This is a genomic window from Pseudanabaena sp. CCNP1317, from assembly GCF_034931345.1.
GTDB classification, from domain to species: Bacteria; Cyanobacteriota; Cyanobacteriia; order Pseudanabaenales; family Pseudanabaenaceae; genus Pseudanabaena; species Pseudanabaena galeata.
The window spans coordinates 44,223-64,355 of the sequence record NZ_JAYGIF010000013.1; the positions used below are offsets into that span (position 1 = coordinate 44,223).

At 40.8% G+C, this 20,133-nt stretch carries 15 protein-coding genes and 1 tRNA gene; 7 read left to right on the forward strand and 9 right to left on the reverse strand.

Going from position 1 to position 20,133, the window contains the following annotated elements; genetic code table 11:
* Positions 1 to 129: 129 nt before the first annotated feature.
* On the reverse strand, positions 130 to 1,662 hold the full coding sequence (locus tag VB775_RS06810; protein WP_281009024.1) for a tetratricopeptide repeat protein: 1,533 nt from the start codon (positions 1,660 to 1,662) through the stop codon (positions 130 to 132).
* Positions 1,663 to 1,692: 30 nt separating this feature from the next.
* Between VB775_RS06810 and VB775_RS06815 the strand changes: the two genes are divergently transcribed.
* Both VB775_RS06815 and VB775_RS06820 read left to right on the forward strand, forming a co-directional pair.
* Entirely contained in the window at positions 1,693 to 1,872 is a 180-nt protein-coding gene (locus VB775_RS06815) for a hypothetical protein (RefSeq protein ID WP_281009025.1), read from the forward strand.
* A 128-nt stretch (positions 1,873 to 2,000) separates the two neighbouring features.
* Positions 2,001 to 2,153, forward strand: a complete 153-nt coding sequence (locus tag VB775_RS06820) for a chlorophyll A-B binding protein (protein ID WP_094534911.1) — start codon at positions 2,001 to 2,003, stop codon at positions 2,151 to 2,153.
* 85 nt (positions 2,154 to 2,238) lie between these two features.
* On the opposite strand, the gene rpsF is transcribed toward VB775_RS06820, so the two are convergent.
* A complete protein-coding gene (rpsF, locus tag VB775_RS06825; protein WP_281009026.1) occupies positions 2,239 to 2,616 on the reverse strand; it encodes a 30S ribosomal protein S6 in 378 nt (125 codons plus the stop codon).
* A 603-nt stretch (positions 2,617 to 3,219) separates the two neighbouring features.
* On the opposite strand from rpsF, the gene VB775_RS06830 reads away from it, so the two are divergent.
* Together VB775_RS06830 and VB775_RS06835 are read left to right on the forward strand one after the other, a co-directional pair.
* Positions 3,220 to 4,362: an ATP-binding protein gene (locus VB775_RS06830; protein WP_281009027.1), complete on the forward strand. Its 1,143-nt coding sequence runs from the start codon at positions 3,220 to 3,222 to the stop codon at positions 4,360 to 4,362.
* Between the two features lie 573 nt (positions 4,363 to 4,935).
* Positions 4,936 to 5,709: an SDR family NAD(P)-dependent oxidoreductase gene (locus VB775_RS06835; protein WP_281009028.1), complete on the forward strand. Its 774-nt coding sequence runs from the start codon at positions 4,936 to 4,938 to the stop codon at positions 5,707 to 5,709.
* 471 nt (positions 5,710 to 6,180) lie between these two features.
* Here VB775_RS06835 and VB775_RS06840 read toward each other — a convergent pair whose 3' ends face one another.
* The 6 genes from VB775_RS06840 to VB775_RS06865 form a co-directional block, all read right to left on the reverse strand.
* The gene (locus VB775_RS06840; protein ID WP_281009029.1) at positions 6,181 to 8,919 is read right to left on the reverse strand and encodes a class I SAM-dependent DNA methyltransferase; all 2,739 of its coding nucleotides are present in this window, start codon (positions 8,917 to 8,919) and stop codon (positions 6,181 to 6,183) included.
* Between the two features lie 43 nt (positions 8,920 to 8,962).
* The gene (locus VB775_RS06845; protein WP_281009030.1) at positions 8,963 to 9,121 is read right to left on the reverse strand and encodes a hypothetical protein; all 159 of its coding nucleotides are present in this window, start codon (positions 9,119 to 9,121) and stop codon (positions 8,963 to 8,965) included.
* Positions 9,122 to 9,228: 107 nt separating this feature from the next.
* Positions 9,229 to 10,353 (reverse strand): THUMP domain-containing class I SAM-dependent RNA methyltransferase, encoded by a 1,125-nt coding sequence (locus VB775_RS06850; protein ID WP_281009031.1) that lies wholly within the window; start codon positions 10,351 to 10,353, stop codon positions 9,229 to 9,231.
* A 160-nt stretch (positions 10,354 to 10,513) separates the two neighbouring features.
* Positions 10,514 to 10,587 (reverse strand) — tRNA-Arg (locus tag VB775_RS06855).
* Between the two features lie 132 nt (positions 10,588 to 10,719).
* Complete coding sequence (locus tag VB775_RS06860) at positions 10,720 to 11,643, reverse strand: nucleotidyl transferase AbiEii/AbiGii toxin family protein (protein ID WP_281009032.1); 924 nt, start codon at positions 11,641 to 11,643, stop codon at positions 10,720 to 10,722.
* Complete coding sequence (locus tag VB775_RS06865; RefSeq protein WP_281009033.1) at positions 11,633 to 12,049, reverse strand: hypothetical protein; 417 nt, start codon at positions 12,047 to 12,049, stop codon at positions 11,633 to 11,635. The genes VB775_RS06860 and VB775_RS06865 overlap by 11 nt, the downstream gene beginning before the upstream one ends.
* A gap of 233 nt (positions 12,050 to 12,282) precedes the next feature.
* Here VB775_RS06865 and VB775_RS06870 point away from each other — a divergent pair, with 233 nt between their 5' ends.
* Complete coding sequence (locus VB775_RS06870) at positions 12,283 to 12,804, forward strand: tetratricopeptide repeat protein (RefSeq protein ID WP_281009034.1); 522 nt, start codon at positions 12,283 to 12,285, stop codon at positions 12,802 to 12,804.
* A gap of 28 nt (positions 12,805 to 12,832) precedes the next feature.
* On the opposite strand, the gene mnmA is transcribed toward VB775_RS06870, so the two are convergent.
* A complete protein-coding gene (gene mnmA / locus VB775_RS06875; protein ID WP_281009035.1) occupies positions 12,833 to 13,918 on the reverse strand; it encodes a tRNA 2-thiouridine(34) synthase MnmA in 1,086 nt (361 codons plus the stop codon).
* Between the two features lie 690 nt (positions 13,919 to 14,608).
* Here mnmA and VB775_RS06880 point away from each other — a divergent pair.
* Positions 14,609 to 18,463, forward strand: a complete 3,855-nt coding sequence (locus VB775_RS06880; protein WP_281009036.1) for a filamentous hemagglutinin N-terminal domain-containing protein — start codon at positions 14,609 to 14,611, stop codon at positions 18,461 to 18,463.
* 514 nt (positions 18,464 to 18,977) lie between these two features.
* Entirely contained in the window at positions 18,978 to 19,625 is a 648-nt protein-coding gene (locus VB775_RS06885; protein WP_281009037.1) for a Mo-dependent nitrogenase C-terminal domain-containing protein, read from the forward strand.
* Positions 19,626 to 20,133 lie beyond the last annotated feature (508 nt).

Sequence of the window (20,133 nt, forward strand, 5' to 3'; positions counted from 1 at the left end):
TTTTTGTTAACGTGACGTGAGTTCGATATAGCCATTTGAGTCTTGCTTCGCACGACTCAAATGGCGAAAAATGGTAAGAATCGCTTAGCGATTCTTACCATTTTTTGCTTTCGTCGAACTGGCGTTTTGTTATTCAGCGCAAGCAAATAACTTTTCTAGTTGTGATTTTTCTGTGGGATTTTCGATGGTTTGTGCGATTTCTTTTGCTTGATCATGTTGACCGATCGCCCAATAGGTACTACTGATATCCGAGTAGGCTCTAGAGCGAATGTTGGGATCAGAGGCAGTTTTTGCGATCGCCAGACTCTCTTGGAGAATCGGTTCCACTTTATCGGTTAGACCAAATTCACCATAGGTACTTGCGATAATGTTGAGCGCAAAGAGACGATCAACTGGGTTTTGGAGATTTTTGGCGATCGCCAAGGATTGCTCCCAAGCTTTGCTAGCCAAATCTATCGATTTGATAGCTTGATATTGGCGACCAATCTCCACTAATAGAGTAAAAACATCAAGCGAAGGAGCCACGGTGCTTAATCCTTGCAAACTTTGATCAAATAATTTAATTGCTTCATCGTTTTTTTGATCTTTGGCATAGGCGATCGCCACATTAGCAATGCCGACACTTTTCTCAATTGACGTAGGATCAAGATTGCTGATTACTTCTAGAGCCTTTTCATACTGCTTTGATGCTAAATATTGACTGGCAACTAGAAACAACGATCGCGTTTTCAAGAGTTCCGCATTCGCGAATGCGGCTTGTTCGACATCTTTAGGATCGGGTATAGCCTTTTCCTCTTTAGGCAGATCATTTTTTAGAGCTTTATTGGCTAGCTTAGGCGCAGGTTTTTTAGCGGTTTTGGCATTCTTGGCGGCTTCCTTTGCCGAAGAGATGGCATTATCACGGATCGCGTCAAATTCTTGAAAAACCGCATTTAGTGAAGCGATCGCCTTTGTATGGTTTCCAGCCTGTGCGTAGCTACCTGCAATTTCAACTCTTGCTCTAGATTTGATATTGCGATCTTCAATCATAGGTAACAAGTCGGTTGCTGCTGAGATCGAGGCTTCAGAATTGAAATCATCACCAATCTCAGTATAAGCATTGGCGATCGCGGCAAAAGCTCGCGATCTCACATAGGCATCAATAATTTCAGGTGTTGCCTTAGTGGCATCAGCTAGTAGATTTTGAGCAATATCCTTCTTACCAGCTTCTCCATAGGCTTGAGCGATTTTGATATTTGCAAAAACTCTATCGACAGGATCGGGCAAATCTTTGGAGATCGCTAAAGCATTACCTAAAGCATCTACTGCCAACTTAGGCTGTGAAGCTTTGGTAAGACGACCTGCTGTATCTAATAGGGCAAAAGCTTTGAGCGATGGCGTATTAATTGTATTTGCGGTGGTTAAGCTCTTTTCTAAAACCTTCTTGGCTTGGTCTGGACGCTGCAATTCTAAATATTTGCCTGCGATTTCAGTGTAGGCAGCCACCTTTGCTTCGGGAGATGTTCCTGCATCAGCTAATGACACAAAGCACTGAAGTGGCACACCTTGAAATTTTGGTTCTCCAGCCTTTTTGGGACTAGCAGCCCATACTGCACCTGTTGTTGTCAGATTGACTAACAATGCTAAGCAGCCAGCTAGAAGCCGCATCCATATTTTTCGCATAGTTAATTTTGTCCTTGCGTTGATTATTACGTGAAGATCTCTTGGATTCTACCCAATTCGTTAGCGATCGCAGCTAAATATATACTTCAGCATAGTTTAAAAAACATTTCTAAAGCCTGTGGCGATCGCTGCGCGATCGCCACAGGCTTTATCAAAAAGCCAAAGACAAGTGGCGGTGCAAATCTCCGCCACTTGTCTTTGGCTTTTTGATTTGGATGTCTTTACGAATATCAAGTTTATCTGTCTAAAGACAGAAAATATAAGGAAAGATTGTGAATACCTCAATAATCTGTTACATTACTAAATATAAGTTAACTAATTACAAAGGTAGTTCGATTATGTCTGACGAAAGCCGTAACGTATGGAATTGGGGTTTTACTTCTGGTGCTGAAAACTGGAATGGACGCTTGGCAATGATCGGTTTTGTATCTGCATTAGCGATCGAACTAATCAGCGGTCAAGGTGTACTGCACTTCTGGGGCATTCTATAATTTTTTAAGATTTTGCCAATAAAAAATCCTCGACTAGTCGAGGATTTTTTATTGGCAAAATTAAGGCTGTATAAAGCTTTTAGTTTTATTCAGCTTCAGTAGCAGCAACGGCTACTGGCTCTTCCGCATCAGGAACAATCGCTTCAGCATCTTCAGCTTCCACAGCTTCTGGCTCAAGTTTGATCGTCATATAACGAATTACATCGTCTGCTAGACGCATAGATTTTTCTAGGCTCTCGATGGTTTTAGGAGTTGCTGTGTAATTTACTTGGATGTAAATTCCTTCGCGATGACCTTTAATGTCATAGGCTAATCTCCTTCTGCCACGATGTTGAATCGTAATGTCTTCGGATTCTTGTTGTACTAAGAAATCTTGATATTTGGCGATCGCGGCATCAGCTTCCTGATCGGGAAGATCGGGACGCAGAATATACATGGTTTCGTACAAACGCTTAACAGTCATCTAATTTTTTTCCTTACGGTCAGTATTTGGCTTCTATTGATTTAGTTCTAGAAGCAAGGATCTACTATTATAACGCTTCAAGCCAATAGATCAACACAAAATCCTAAAATGCTAGCAATTCTCATTATAGAAATCGATTTTTTGAAAGACCGCCGTTGGCGGTCTTTCAAAAAATCGATTTTTGTGTTTTCAGCGCAACAAATGATAGAAACACAAAAATCTTTTTCAATAATGAATGAGAATTTTTCTAAAATGTGATATTCCTTTCTCACCCAAAAGTTAGTGGTGCGGCGCTTCGCACTGCATCACTAACTTTTGAGCTTTAGAAACCATTTAAGAATTACTTTCTGCGGTCAAAATTTCTAAGAGATCCCCCTCAATCCCCCTTTTTAATCACTTATAGCTGTAGTCAGTCTTGTTAGGACATAAAATCCAAATAGTGTGAAGTGGAGCGAAGCGCCACTTCACACTATTTGGGTTTTGATTTGTGAAGACAATATATTTGCCCCTGAATTTTATATGTTAATCGTATAATTAAACAATAATATAGATCATTAAGCCCCGTATGCTCAATGGCAATTAGAGGCAGATAGAGTGAACCCCATGACAGTGAAAACTAATAAGATCGCTGATGTCTTGATTGTTGAAGATGAACTAGTTACTGCAAATGCACTCTCAGATGTTTTATCAGATTTGGGCTATAGAGTTTTGGCGATCGTGGATAGTAGTGATAGTGCCATCTCTTTTATTCATAATAATGTTCATCATATTCATCAGAAATTACCAGATGTTATTTTGATGGATATTAAATTGAGGGGTGGAGATAGTGGTATCACTGCAACTAATGAGATTCATAAAATAGCACCTATCCCCGTAATCTACTTAACTGCTTTTAGCGATCCTGAGACTTTAGAAAAAGCGATCGATACTTCTCCCTATGGATATCTCACTAAGCCACTGAGATACGGGGAAGTGAACGTAGCAATTATGCTAGCTTTAAAGAAGCACCAAGAAGAAAAAATATTGCAAGAAGCTTTGGACAAAGAAAAAGATCTGCATATTTTAAAATCTCGGTTACTTGCCATGGCATCCCATGAATTTTCCACTCCAATGTCGGTAATTAGATTATTGATTTGGAAACTACAAAACTTTGAAGAGCAATTAACTAAAGAAAGTAGAGCTAAAAATCTTGCTTCTATTCAGTCAGCAATTAAAGATATTAATTGGTTACTTGAAGAGGTTAAGTTTATTGCTTGTTCTGAATCAGGAAAATTTCCATTTAGCCCTGAAAATGTGGATGCAATTACCTACTGCCAACAATTGGTTGATAGCTTTCAGACAGAAGATAGTACACGCAAGTGTCGAATTAAGTTTCATAGCCAAGGTCAATGCCAAAAGTTAAAAGTTGATAAAAAGCTGCTATGGCACATATTTATGAATTTAATTTCTAATGCCATTAAATATTCCTACGAAGGAGGCACTATTGATGTGGAGGTAATATGTGAGTCCAAGCAATTATTTCTAAGTATTTGTGATCATGGTATTGGCATACCTAAAGAATATTTGAATAATCTATTTTTACCATTCTTAAGAGCTGAAAATGTTGGCAATGTTAAAGGCTTGGGGATGGGATTGTATATAGTAAAACAAGCTGTAGAAGCTCACTCAGGAAAAATAGCAGTGGAAAGTGAAGTGAATATGGGTACAAAGTTTACAGTCGTTTTACCTTCAGCAGATAATTTATAAAAGTATAATAAATCGATGACAGTAGAAATTCAAAGCTATAATTTTTGTTTTTATATCTTTAGGAATAACTCTTGAGGATTATTTTTTATCCTTGATTTAAAGCAATAATCTAATAACCCTAGAAAAAATCATAACTTGTAAGGTAGACGGAGTAAGAATTTCCCACTTTTAGTAAGTTCTTAAGGGTGTAGTAACAGCAAATCGAAAGTGTATTTAACAATACTTTACATATTTAGCAAACAGATGTAAGGTTTTATGCATGTTAAAAGTCTGTATCAATTTTCCTTTATTACGGCATAAACCATGTTTCCTAAAGGAGGTAACGGCATGACAGAACTAGGGATGAACTGGAAAGATTAATTATCGACTGCTTACTAGTTGTGAACAACGTGACTAAACTAAAACTTTTTAAAACTCAACGCATATAAAAGTTTGGTCACAAGTTGCTTGCAAACAGATTATTTACCGTCTCACAAAATTTACTTTGAGTAAGTTTTAGTTAGCGGCATAGACTAACAAACTTGCATCAATACTAATTAGTAAAACTTGTGAGACCTCAATATTGGAGGTTTTATGAATGTTCGTGGAAAAACAGCTCTAATTACTGGAGCTTCGAGGGGTATTGGTCGGGCGATCGCTTTAGAACTAGCTCAACAGGGTGCAAAATGCCTAATTTTGGTAGCCCGCGATCTAGAACGCTTAAACTCTGTTGCCTCAGAAGTGGAAGCTCTAGGTATCGAAGCGGTGAGCTTACCGCTCGATCTATCGCAGACAATCGAGGTAAATATTGCGATCGCCCAAGTATGGCGTGATTGTGGTCCAATTGACATTTTGGTGAACTGTGCTGGTGTAGCGCATCAATCATCATTTTTGCGATCGCGCCTTCAAGATGTGCAATCCGAACTTGAAGTTAACTTGCTGGGTATGTATGCAATCACGAGAATGGTAGCCCGACGGATGGCAGTGCAGCGCCATGGCAGAATCATCAATGTTTCTAGCCTCATGGGTAAAGTAGCTGCGCCGACTATGGCAACCTATTCCGCTACTAAGTTTGCGATCTTAGGATTCACTCAAGCTCTGCGTGGTGAATTGGCTGCTTATAACATTAAAGTATCAGCGTTACTTCCATCGCTTACTGATACAGATATGGTTCAGGATTTGGAATGGTTTCGTTGGGTGTCCTTGATGACTCCAAAGCAAGTAGCCAAAGCGTTAATCGCTGGATTAAAACATGAAACTCCTGAAATCCTTGTCGGATGGCAGAGTCATATGGCCGTCTGGTGTCATCGCCTATTTCCATTTCTAATGGAAAAGATCTTGCTAATTGCTGCTCCTAAAGTCGGCTAAAGAAAGAGAAAGAAGCTTTGCTTCTTTCTCTTTCTTTCTCTTTTTGATGGCGAGATCACGAGGCCTTTTTTAGAACAGATAATATTAATCATCGCCTATTCACTACAAGCTCAAATAATCTGATATAACGTGAGTTCGATATAGCTATTTGCGGCGTGCAAAGTACGCCGCAAATGGCGAAAAATGGGAAGAATCGCTAAGCGATTCTTCCCATTTTTCGCTTTCGTCGAACTGACGTTGATATAGAATGGGATTATTTATCATCAGTAAGGATTGATGCTAATATTTCAGGGGTTAGTCTATTACTTGCGGCTTCATCTGCAAGAGCATCCATGCTTTGCATAAGTGATATTCTTTTTAGTTCTTGTTACACTAATAGAGTAAATAAGTATTCAATTTTCTTTCGTTGCTCAGAATTTATTTTGCTGTACTCTCTAGCAATATCTTCATCTACTTGAATAGCGATCGCTTTTATAGCTTTTGTCTTGCTCCAATAACGGGTAAGCCTTGTTTTTCGCGATCGGCAAGTTCTAGATTTAGTTCTAGCAATTTACTCAAAATATCGTCATATTCGCTGAAGCCGTAGGCTTGCAGGACGAGTTGATCAAGTTTGGCATGGAGTTTATAAAGTTGGCTGGCGGGTTCGTGAAATAATTCGTTGTAGAGTTTGGTGATACCGTATTGTTTTCTCTCCATTTGTTGACTGCGATATTGATGAAGTTCTTGCATGGCAGCGCGAATTTTTTCAATGTTTTGTTTCACTTTTTTTGAACTACTTGTATTAATCTGGGGAAATGGAAAAGTTTCAAAACAGGAGTTATGTGTGTAACTGATACGATCTTCAAGGGTAGACATTTGCGCTTCCATCCAAATTCGATGGGATCTTGATGTCAGAATCCCCAAAACATAGAAATCTTCACTAGCAACGATTCTGGTTCTCGCATTCGGCAACCACTCACAGGAACAAGGTAAAAAGATCGCCCATTTTGAGGTTTGAGGAACTGCAAAATATTGAGAGAGTGATTCTAAGGCTTGGCGCATAGCGGGCCTTTTTTCGCCTAATTGCCACCAATATGTCTGATAAGTCTGGCGGCGGTTAAAATCTCTTTCAGGTTTAACTTCTGCCCTTACCCATTGGAATGGTTGGATATATTCACTTGCTTCTTCAATACTCATATCGTTAAAGTCAATAATCCAATTTTTTAGCCCCTCGTATGGATTTTCCACTAGGTCATTACCTTCTAGAAAAGGACGGATCACCTTATGGTTATCTTTATTAACTTTATTCCATTCTTCTACTTGTGGTAATGAAATAATAAAGCCTTTCCCAATCGGTGTTACACCCGTAAAACAAAGATTTAAATTAGCCTTTAATCTTACGGCTTGAGATACATCTATTTCCGCTTGCAAAGATGAATTGATTCTCAAGACAGTTTTACTGTCAAGGATATACCGATTGGGCTGTCGCTTGCTCCAATTGACGATACTGACATGGACTGCTGCATCCCCAGACCATGCTTGGGTGGAAACTGCATCATAGATATAGCCGCCATTTTGAGAAATATAATCAAGGGAAGCAGCACGACTTTTTCCTTGACTAATGGAATTTGTGGCAACTAAACCAGCCCTTCCGTTCTCAACTAAATTGTCGTGAGCAATCCGAAACCAATAAGAGCAGAAATCAACGGAATCTTTGACATCTGGAAATTTGGCAAATACTCGATTTATATATTCATCACCTAAGTTTAAACGTATTCTCTTGCCACCCAAAAATGGTGGATTGCCAATAATTGCATCAGCTCTAACCCAATCCGTAAACAAAGCATCCTTACAAACAATATTCTGATCTAACATATCTAAAGGCAAAGAAGACTCAGGCAAATTTAACTTCTTCATCGCCACACCGCGCCCGATCATCAGCGTCACCTTTGCCAACTCCACCGCAAACGAATTAATATCCATTCCAAAAAACTGCTGTGGAGTCACCAAAGACATATAGCCTCGTGTTGGATCAAGCTCCTGCAAACGTTGCAACAAATCAAACTCCACTGACTTCAATTCCTGATAAGCCACATACAAAAAGTTTCCTGAGCCACAGGCAGGATCGAGAATCTTGTAATCCCTTAATTCCTGATGCAAAGCTTGCAACTCCGTCAAAGTATGCGCTGCACTAATGCGATCGCGCCAATAATCCGCGATCGTCGGTAACACAATCCGCTTAATATCCCCCTCAGAAGTAAAATGAATCCCATGAGCATGACGCTTTTTTTTACCTTCATCGGACTGAAAAGCACCCTCAAAAATATTGCCAAAAATCGAAGGGCGTACCTTAGACCAATCCGCACCTGCCGCCGCTTCCAAGATTTTTAACTCACCAATTTGCAGTTCAATCGGATGGATTTCCTTAAACAAACCACCATTAAAATACTGCACTTCCTGATAGCGACCCGCAGGAGTCACGCCCACCGCATTCATTGCCTGAAACAAGCCACCCAAAACATCAAAGGAACTCAATTTTTGATCAATGCAATCCTTCACACATTTCGTAAACAAATTATCAGGCAACAGATCCAAATCTTCCGCAAACATCGCTAACACGCATTGCAATACAAACCGTTGCGCTTGCAATTCTGAATATTCGCGCCACCTGCGATCGCGCCCTCTCTCAAGCAAAGCATTATACAAATCCCCCAACCGTCGCGCCGCCTTCTCCGTAATCACCGTCTGATTATTCCGAAATAAAGGCGTAGTCTTACTACCACGCATAAAACTAAAAGCAGACTCACATCTTGGCAATTCTTCTAAATGGATAATATCAACAGGTTCATCGGACTGATTATCAAAATCATAAATATGGAACTCATCAAAATTGCAAAACATCACATATCGCGGACGGTTCTCTTTTTTTAAACGCAAATAATAGCGCCCAGCCTGTTCCCAAATTTGGCGATCGCGCAAATCCACCCCCCGACTCTTCATCTCGATCAAGATCCGTCCATCCCAAACCAGATCTGCAAAACCCGTTTTCCCAGTCTTGCTGCTATTTTTGATTACTTCCTCATACCTTGCCCCCGCCTCCAACACGCCGCCATGTCCAAACGCCTGAAAAAACCGATCTAAAAAAGTTTGCGCCTCACTCTTCTCGCTCCCCTTAATATTTGCTGTGACAAAAGCCACAAAATCAGTCAGATTTTCAATGCGATCAGCCATGAGTAAGCTCTTAGATTTGCAAAAAATTTATCTAAATCAAATCTTAGCAAAGTATACAAACAATAGCGATCGCCTTGCTAATTCGTGATGATGGATATGGGCGATCGGCTTGTTCTTCCCCACGTTGCTGATAGACAATCCCATCGCGTTCAACGGTATAGACCATAGGGAGATCGTGACTCAGCAAGAAATAATCAGACACTCCATCGTTACAGCGAATCCCGATATTTCATTGACTCAGCGATTCTTCCCATTTTTCGCCATTTGCGTCGTGCGAAGCACGACGCAAATGGCGATATCGAACTCACGTTAATATAACTCGTACTTCATTAACTGACAGGGCAAAGCTCCATTAAGTACGGCTGTTCGTTCAGCACACTTCAATCCAATTGTTTGTGATAGTTGCTTATTGCCACTCAAGACAAAAGCTGTCCATCCCTTAAAGCGTTGTTTGAGAACATTCCCTAACTGCTTATAAAAAGCACCCAAATCACTGTCACGACCTAATCTCTCCCCATAAGGAGGATTGCAAAATAGCACTCCACTATCAGCAGGAGCAACTACTTCCGCAAGGTCTAATGCTGAGAAATAAACATGATTGGATAAGCCGCAATTTTTGGCATTGATAATTGCTTGATCCACCACTTCAGGATTGCGATCGCTGCCCCAGATTGGCGCAGGCAAAGCATCCAAACGACTATCATCCGCTTCTTGAATCAGTTTTGCCAAAAGCTCCTGATCAAAATCTAGCCAAGTCTCAAAGCCAAAATGATCGCGAAACATTCCAGGGGCTATATTCAGAGCTTTTAAACTTGCTTCTAATGGCAAAGTTCCTGAACCGCAGAGGGGATCGTAAAACATTTGATCGGGTTGCCAGCCTGACATCTGGATTAGGGCAGCAGCGAGGGATTCCTTTAGTGGTGCGGCTCCTACTGCGGGACGATAACCGCGACGGTGCAAGCTATTGCCAGAGCTATCGAGACTGACCGTACAGCCATTGTCATCAATATGTACACCGATTCGGACATCCGCTTCCTGTACATCCACATCCGATCGCTCGCCAAATTTCTCCTTCTGTTGATCGACGATCGCATTTTTTACCTGTAAAGCCGTGAAATGCGTATGATTAAGGTGATCATTTTTCCCAGTTGCATTCACCGCCAAAGTCATTTCAGGTGTGAGAAATTCTGACCAGTCGATCGCTCTAATTCCTTGATAAAGATCATCAGCATCAAGGCAATCAAATTGATCGAGATGCATCAAGATCCGAAATGGTAGACGCGCCCAGAGATTGACCCGATAAAGCAAAGTGCGATCGCCTTCAAAGCTAACACCGCAAAATCCTGCCTCAACGGAATGTGCGCCCAGTTGTTCTAGTTCCTGTGCTGCAAGTGCTTCTAAGCCTCTTGCCACAGTTGCAAAGTATTGATTCATTTTTAAAATCCAGAGTAGATATGCGGTGCAAAGCGCCGCATATCTACATATTTAATAGCAATTCACAAAAGTGTGACAACACCTTTGTGAAGTAAAAACTAAACCCAGTAAGGGTTTTCAACACACAAAACAGCGTAGCCGTTTTGTGTGTTGGGATAAACAGGCTAGGATGGACTCTAACCATCGACCGATCGCTTAGAAGGCGATTGCTCTATACAACTGAGCTACTAGCCCAAACAATTTCACGGTTTATTATACTACAACAAAACTTTGTCTTTTGGGAATATTTATTTAAAGAGGTTGCCAAAAAAACTTATCTAAAATCAACTACTAATTCGCAGCATTCGGAGAGGAAATCATGAATATCTACTGAAACAGTGTAATCAATCGTGATACAACCTGTAAAGATGTTTGAAAATCAGGTCGCTCATTATCTTCTGCATAGGACATTCCTAATACAAAACGGTCGTATTCCTTTTCATACAGAGGATCGTTTATCAATTTTTCAAGCATTAGCTGGAATCGCTGAATATCTGGTAATTCACCTGTTCCTGATTTTTTGTCTCGTTTAGCATCTTTACTCAGACACTTTCTTGCTAGTGATGTGAATTGATTGGACTGATGGATGATTTTTTCTAAAGCTACAAGGTCATGTAGATGTCGTACAAATGTCGGGTCATCCTTGCCACTTTGCCGATCCCTTGCGGCTACTCTCCAGACCAGCGCACTTAACTTGTCTGCGGCTGTTTCAACAGGAGAAACGCAGGGTATTGAAATAACTTCAGGCTCTTGGTCTTGAGCCTGTGCAACAAATGATTTTAGAGTTCTCTTCTCAAAAGATAAAGCAGGTGGCTCAAATGTCACTTCTAATCTAATGTTAGGACGAAGTGATGCAGATGCGGCAAATAGATGTTGATAGGTAATTTCACATTTGAAGAATCTTGATCCATTCTCACTTTTGATGTCGTCTTCGTAAATTGACCAGTTTCCGCTACTTCGACGGATTGCCTCAATAATAAGCACACGATAATTGCGGAAATCATCCCGCTTATAATTTTGTGCATTTGAAACTTTAAAGTCGATATCTTCTGAAAAACGCTGGATTAGCTGATACCCCTTGGATAAGCTTGTCCCACCAGAGAAAACTAGTTGCATTGTGGAATATTTAACTTCTGAGATCGCCGCAATAATTTGTATGGCATACCAGTCCTTTTCAACTAGAGATGCGTCAACAGCAAGCTCAGCAGCAATCGCCTCAATTAATTCGGTATTAATACTATTAATAGACAAGCTCAAAAGTTATATATTTCCCGTCGTATCCAATTTTACGTGTAATGCGCTCCTTGACTCCAATAACTCGACCTGTAGGGACTTGCGTAGTCTCTTGGCTGTTATAGCTTTTCTCAAAACTAGAAGGAAAAGTTGGTATCTTATACAAACGTTCCAATGCGTCAGTCGCAAGAATACGAATACCTATACGAGGAATGGAACGCTTTGAAATAGGAGAGATCATCGCTTTTGCGTACAAGCCATAGCCAATTCTTATGAGTTTACCTTGTAAGATTAGACGACGTAAAACTCTTCCTACCTGAGCGTAACCGCCAAGTAACTCAAAGTCTTTGCGGATAAAGACTTCGCTAACACTATCGTCGATCAGTTGCAAAATTCTTTCTTCTAAATCTTTACTGCAATTCATAATGCCCTCAATATAAAGGCTGTAAAAGTGCAACGTTACCTACAAAGATACGGCAATTTTAAGCTATCGTCAAATATCCTTAAATAGACTACAGTTGAAAAAATTGATATTGTTCTTGAAAAAACATTTTAGGGTTTTGTTAAAAATTACTTTTTAAACCACCTAAACAAATTGCTAGAGTGCAATGATAGAAAAACTGTATTAATAAAATTGATTGAAATTAGTAAATATTTATGGATAGTACATTAGCGATCGCATACCTTGGGGCCTTAGTTGTGCTGCTAGCTGGGGTTAGCTGGTTAGTTATCCGCCAGATTTTGAAAGCCCGTAGTTTAGAAAATGTAATTTCTGACCTCCAACCTAAGCTCCAAAAGGAAAAAGGTACACCCGAAGACTATTACCAACTTGGTAGCGTTTATTTGCGAAAAAAACTCTATGCTCAAGCCATCGTCCTATTTAACAAGGCACTGAAAGAAGGTGGTGATAACGTTCCTGAGGTTTATAACGCACTGGGATTTTCCTATTTTTCGCAGGAACAGTACGATCTAGCGATCAAAAATTATAAAGAGGCGATCGCTTTACAAGAGGGTTATGTAACTGCCATCAATAATCTTGGTCATGCCTATGAAAAGAAAAAATTGCTACCACAAGCGATTGAGATGTATGAACAAGTTGTAAAACTGGATGAAAAGAATGAAACAGCCAATCGCCGCTTAACTTCTCTACGCAAACAGGTTGTACCAACTGCATCATAAAAAAAAGGGACGCGTAGCGTCCCTTTTTTTATTGCTTGGATTCAATCAATCCGCCACCTAGCAACAAATCATCTCGATAAAATACCGCCGCTTGTCCAGGAGCGATACTAAATTGGGGTTCGTCAAAGACAATCCTTGCCCGATCGCCTTCAATCGGAATCACAGTTGCATTGGCTGGAACCGTGCGATAACGAACTTGCACCTCGGCATGAAAAGGAACTTCGGTAGGTGCGATCGATACCCAGTTAACTTGATGGATGGTGCATTCTTTATCATGGGCTTCTGAGCGATCACCTACAACTACTTCGTTTTTAATAGGGTCAAGGGCAATCACATATAAGGGGTTTGCCGCTGCTACGCCTAGCCCTTTGCGTTGACCGATGGTGTAGTGATAAGTACCATCATGCTCGCCCAAAATATTGCCTTGCGTATCAACAATCTTGCCTTGGATAGGTGTGAGATATTTATCCAGAAATGCTTTCATCGAGCCATTGGCTTCAACTAAGCATAAGTCCATACTTTCAGGCTTTTCGGCAGTGGCTAAGCCAAACTCAGCAGCAATTTTGCGGGTTTCGACTTTAGTGGTGTCGCCCAAGGGAAAAATACAGCAGCTCAGTTCTTCTTGCCCGACTTCGTACAGAAAATAAGATTGATCCTTAGTATCGTCAACAGCGCGGCGCAATTCATACCGTCCTGATTCAGGATTAAAGTTTAGCTTGGCATAATGCCCCGTTGCAATTTTATTGATACCCAGCTTTTCGCGGGCATAGGTCATCATTGGTGTAAACTTTACAGCTTTGTTGCAACGTGAACATGGCAGAGGAGTATAACCTGCTGCATAGCCAGTGACTAAATAATTAATGATGCTTTTTTCAAAGACCTCACGACTATCGACAATTTCGTGGTGAATACCTAATTCTTCGCATAGTCGGGCGGCATCGACCATTCCCTCAGAGCAGCATTGTCCTTTGCCACGCATTAGCCACAACGTCAAGCCCGTGACATCGTATCCTGCGCGATGTAGTAGTGCAGCCGCTACGGAACTATCAACTCCACCCGATAAGCCGACTACGACCTTTTCTTGCTTTTTTCCTGAGATTTCTGCGTTTGACATTTGCTCCGATCGAACCATTCAACCTAAATTGTAACTTAATTACTGATGTTACGCGGAACTCTGAGATTGGGGCTTGGAGACAAAGCCCCTACTTCTACAAATACTTTTATAGCAATGTAAGTTTAGTTTAGGACATAAAACCAAAAAGATGAGTGGCGGCGCGAAACGCCGCCACTCATCTTTTTGGTTTTGATTTGTCCTATCTATCTCTTGCGTTGCTATACAAATATAGCTCTCCAAATGATTTGTAAGATTTGGAGGGTTGTGAGAGTGCCGCCCCGAAGGGGCGGCACTCTCACAACCTATTTAGGATTGCTATATGTAGGGATTTGGTTTAGTTCTACGTAACATCAGTTAATTAAGGCTTACTGGTGTAGGCAGAAACAGTTGATATTAGAGGATTCTAAGGATTGCAAAAGCTGATAAAATGCAAGGGAAAAGCATAAAAGTAAGAAAAACCCTTGCACCAATAAAATTTTATGTGCCGACGTTCCTCCCTAGGACAACTATCATTCGAGAACTTCTATCTCCCATTTAGTGGAAAACTATCAGGAGAGAATCGATTGGTAAAACTTGTATAGCTAATACCATGGGAAAGTTTTGAGAGTGAACCCTATTTTCCCTCTTTTATAGATAGTGTCTTTTACAACCCATTCCCGATCGCAAAAAATGCTGATCAAAATTTAAGCCATGAAACTCACTACTCGCTATATATCTATATCTAGTGTATTTGCCGTAAGCTATTTCACAGCTATATTCTCAGCAGTAGCACAGATTGTTCCCGATCAAACCCTGCCCATAAACTCTACAGTCTCTACAGATGGATTAACCCATACGATTAATGGGGGTACAACTAACGGCGTTAATCTTTATCACAGCTTGCAAGATTTCTCGGTTCCCACAAATAATATTGTTCATTTTAATAATGTAGCCAATGTCCAGAATATTTTGACACGAGTAACGGGAAACTCTGTCTCTAGTATTGATGGGATAGTTAGAGCTAATGGTGAGGCAAATCTCTTTCTACTCAATCCCAATGGGATTACATTTGGTGCAAATGCGAAGTTAGATATTGGTGGTACTTTTGTTGGGAGTACAGCAAGTAGTTTCAAGTTTTCTGATGGCAGCGAGTTTAGTGCCACTAATCCTCAAGCACCGCCTTTATTGACAACTAGCATTACCCTTGGATTGCAGTATGGTACAAGCAATGCAGGGGCAACGATTAGCAATCGGGGGAATCTTTTCGTGGGGCAGGATTTAGTTCTAAATGCTGACAACTTAGACTTGCAGGGACAATTGCAAGCAGGTAGAGATCTCACATTACAAGCTCAAAATATTGCTATTATTCGCGATACTGTTAACAATCCATTTATGGCAGTTTCTGGTAGGGATTTGCTATTGCAAGGTGACCAATCTGTCGATATTTTTGCTTTAAGCGATCCTAATAGCGGTTTATGGTCGGGGGGAAATATACTGTTGCGATCGCTAAATCCTGTGATTGGTGACACTCATTTCTATGCTGGTGGCAACTTAAATGTTGAGAAATTGAATGGAACTATCGGTGATTTAATTAGCCCTAACGATCCCGTTATTCTAGCTAGTGGTAATGTAACGTTAGGCAACTATACAGGCGCATCGCTGCATATTTTAGCAGGAGGAAGCGTTACGCTTAATAATGTCACAATTAATGGCCCAGGGGCTGTTAATACTACGATCAACCCCAATAATGTAGCTTTGTTTAATGCCTCAAGAAGCTATGCAAATCTAGCAACATTTAGTTTGCCTGACTATCAAGCGATTAAAAACAGTGATGGTTCAATTCAGGATGTTGTCCCAGTACAAATTCCAATTGTGATTGATGGAAGTACACAGTCAACTTTGGATGTAAGAGCAGGAGTAGACTGGACAAAATTAGGAGGCTTGCCAACTAGTCCAGTAGTTTCAGGTGCTATCCCTGCTCCTCCACCTACCTATAGTAATCCCCCTGTTAGATCTGACATTACAGTGACAGGTAATATTCGTATAAGTCAGCCGAGTGGATTGGTCTTATTGACTAACCAGTTTATGCCTAAGCCTTTGCAAGGTAATATCTCCGCCCAAGAAATTAATACTGGTACTAATATTGTTGGTGCTAATGCTGGGGATATTCGCATCTATGGGAGCGGTAATATTGCCCTTAATTCTAATTTGATCGCATATGCAGAACCAAATATTGGGAATGCAGGAAATGGAGGCTCAGTTGCGATCTCTTCTTATTCTGGCAATATTACAATGGATGCTGATTTATATACCGACTCGTTCACCCTATCTGGGAATGCGAGCAATGGCGGTAAGATTTCATTCTCTTCTTATTCAGGGAAAATTATCCTAGATACTATATACATTGAATCTTCTTCTTTCTCTTATTCTGGTAACTCAGCAAATGCAGGATCAGTTTCTTTAATTTCTCATTCTGGCAATATTACGATCACTCGTCCGATTTGGAAATCACCCTCAGTTTCATTGGCTTTTGGTTCTTCTGGTGATGGTGGAGCAGTCTCTTTTGCTACTTACTCTGGTGATATCACTATCAAAAATGTCAGAAGTTTCTTTGGAGATACTGGTACTTATTTGGATGCTGGTACTTATTCAGGCTCTGCCTCTTCTGGTAATGGAGGATCATTTTCCTTGGCTTCCAATTCTGGCAATATCTTACTAGTTGAAGCACCGTTAAACTCGTCTACAGCTTCGTATTCCCCATCGCTATTAGATCATTCTGGAAATGGCGGTGCGATTTCTTTAGCTACTGCTTCTGGCAATATTATGCTGGATAATTTGACCTTATACTCATACTCATTTGCACAATCTGCCAATTCTCGCAATGGAGGTGCAATTTCTCTGTATTCTGGATCTGGAAATATTCATTTAAACAGTTCTACATTGTCAGCTTATTCACTTGCTTCTGCGGCAAGTTCTCAGAATGGAGGAAGGGTCTTTATATCTGCCCCTAAGGGCAAGATTATCAGCACCCTAACTAGCTATATACTGTCATTCTCAATTTCCAAATTAGGAGCCAATAGTGGTAACGGTGGTGAAATCAACTTAGTCGCTAAAAATCAAATTAGCAATCTTGGTCTTTTTACATCGTCAGCTTTTGGTCGCGCAGGAACTGTAAATATCAATGGATTAGGTGATTTAGCGATCGCTAATCTTCAGGTAATTACGAGTAAAACCGTCAATTTCCCCAAACGCGCCTACGATATTAACGACCCAAACACTTTCATCACTACAATTTTTGGCTCTGGACAAAGTGGGCGATCGGGAGACGTTGTGATCACAGGATCAAATAATCTTATTTTTGACAATACGTTGATTTTGAGTACAACCCAAGGGCTTGACGATGCTGGCAATATTTTCATCACTAGCCCCAACAACATCACTTTCCAAAACAACAGTGATATTTCTAGCAATACCAGTAGTAAGGGTAATGCTGGGAATATCGCCGTTAACGCAGGGCGAGATCTTGTTTTCAAAGACAACAGTCAAATTAATGCTCAAACTAGTAATGAAGGCAAAGCAGGAAATATCGATCTTAGGGCAGTAAATTCAATTCTCTTTACTTCGGGTACTGGCTTATTTGCAAATACAACACTAGGCTCTACAGGAGATGGCGGCAATATTACCATCGATCCACAGTATGTCACCCTTCAAGATGGAGCAACGATCGCTGTTGGTAGTCTGGGGTCTGGGCTTGGTGGAAATATTAGCATATTTGCCAATTATCTCTCTCTACTTAATGGTTCTTCCATTACTGCCTCAACCAATAGTACAGATGGAGGCAACATTACTTTGAATGTCCCATCAATACTGCTTCTACGCTATGCCAGTAATATCACTACAACTGCAGGGAACGCGAGTGCAGGGGGCAATGGTGGCAATATCAATATTAATGCAGGTTTCATCGCTGCGGTTAAGGGAGAAAATAGCGATATCTCGGCTAATGCTTTTACAGGCAATGGTGGCAATATTAATATCACCACCAATGGTATTTACGGTTTAGAGTTCCGTCAGCAACTGACATCCTTTAGCGACATTACGGCTAGTTCTCAATTCGGTTTACAGGGAAATGTTCTGGTTACTACCCCTGAAATTGATCCTAGTCGCGGACTAATGACTTTACCTCTTAATCTGGCTGATCCATCTAAGCAAATTAGTCAAAGTTGCCCTGTTGGAGGAAGTTTATCGAATCAAGAAAATCGTTTTACGATTTCTGGAAGAGGTGGTTTGCCTAAGAGTCCTAGTGATGAGCTTACTAGTATTCAACCTCTAGTAGAGTTAGCAGAACTTGTGCCGAGTAGCTCTAATCAAATCTCTACAGTAGAAGGAGCAGTGCGAAACGTTATCCCTTCTACTATGGAACAGAATCAGGAGGTAATAAAAGAATCTTCAAAATTTATTGTGGAAGCGAATGCGATCGCTAGGGATAATCAAGGCAGACTGCAACTGATAGCAGATCCCAATCCTCTTAGTCCATCCTTGTCCCTGTTTTCTTGTACAACCTATTGACTGATGTTGCATGGAAAGCTGAGATTGAGGCTTATTGAGGCTTGGAGACCCTACCTTTCAAATATGTAGGAATTTGGCCTCCAAATCCTCTTTTAGGATGATATGGAAACATGATGACGATCTTTTATAGCAACGCAAGAGATAGATAGGACAAATCAAACCCAAAAAGATGAGTGGCGGCGCTTCGCGCCGCCACTCATCTTTTTGGGTTTATGTCCTAAGCAAAACTTACATTACTATTGACGTGAGTTCGATACAGCCATTTGCGTCGTGCGAAGCACGACGCAAATGGCGAAAAATGGTAAGAATCGCTTAGCGATTCTTACCATTTTTCGCTTTCGTCGAACTGACGTTATATTGAGTGAGGCATTCATTAAGGGGGTAAAGTAGCATCACTTAGAAGCCTAGTTTCTGATCAACACAGTAGAATTGTTAAACATTCCTTAATGCGTTATTCGCAACAAATCAAGGCAAACCAATCTATGATTTTAGTCAACCTGTAGACTGATGTGTTATGCAAACAAATCGTAAACCTTATACACAATCACAGATTTCAGCTTGGTTGCGCGGACTCATGAGCGTAGCCCTCGCAGACAATGAATACAGTGAGCAAGAGCGTACCCTTTTCGATCAGATTAGTCATAGTGACGAATGGGGAGAAGAAATAACAATTTCTAATTTTGAACCGATTAGCGCTCAAGACTTAGTTGACGCTTTGGGTAGCGATCGCGCAGTAGGCGAAAACTTTTTGCGAATGGCTGTGATGATGGCTCTTGCCGATGGTCAATATACAGATACTGAAGATCAGGTCATCCAAGGGTTTTGCAAAGCGCTCAACCAAGAAGTCAAGCCCATAAACGATTTACGCAAAAATCTAGAAGCCAACTCTCAACATGAAGAACATCACCCTAGTGTATTAGAGCCTGTTAAAGAATGGCTTGACCATATGGATATTCATGATTCACGCCTTGCTAATTTAATCTGTAAGGTTGTTCCTGCACAATGTCCTTTTGAACGAGATGTTGTCTTGTTTGGACGTAAAATCATGCATATACCTGCCATGTGTGAAATTAATCCTCTCTACGATCAACTGGTTGGGTTACGTTTTCGATCGCTAAGTTATCTTGCAGACAAAGGTGAAGACATTTCCAAATATTGTTAGTATAGCTATAGCCACTCTTGTTAGGACACAAACCCCAAGAAGCGAGTGGCGGCGCTTCGCACCGCCACTCGCTTCTTGGGGTTTGGCTTGTCCTATTGAAAGTGACTACAGCTATAACTGACGTTGCGGGGAAGTTTCTAAAGTAGGAGTGAGTTTGATACCAATTCATGCAGGTAAATACAAACGATAGGAACTCTGCACATAATCCACAGACCGCAAGCAAAGAGTTCTAATCTTTTCCCATGCTACGGACTACCTAATCAAACGTGAGTTCGATATAGCCATTTGCGGCGTGCTTCGCACGCCGCAAATGGCGAAAAATGGGAAGAATCGCTAAGCGATTCTTCCCATTTTTCGCTTTCGTCGAACTGACGTTAATCAAACGTCAGTTCGACGGAGTAGACAAAAGCAAAAGAAAAGCTGAGACTAGGTTTGACAAACTAAAAGCCTCAGCAATATGAACAGTATCGTATCGCACTTGGATATCACGCGAATCTTCTGTGAAGTG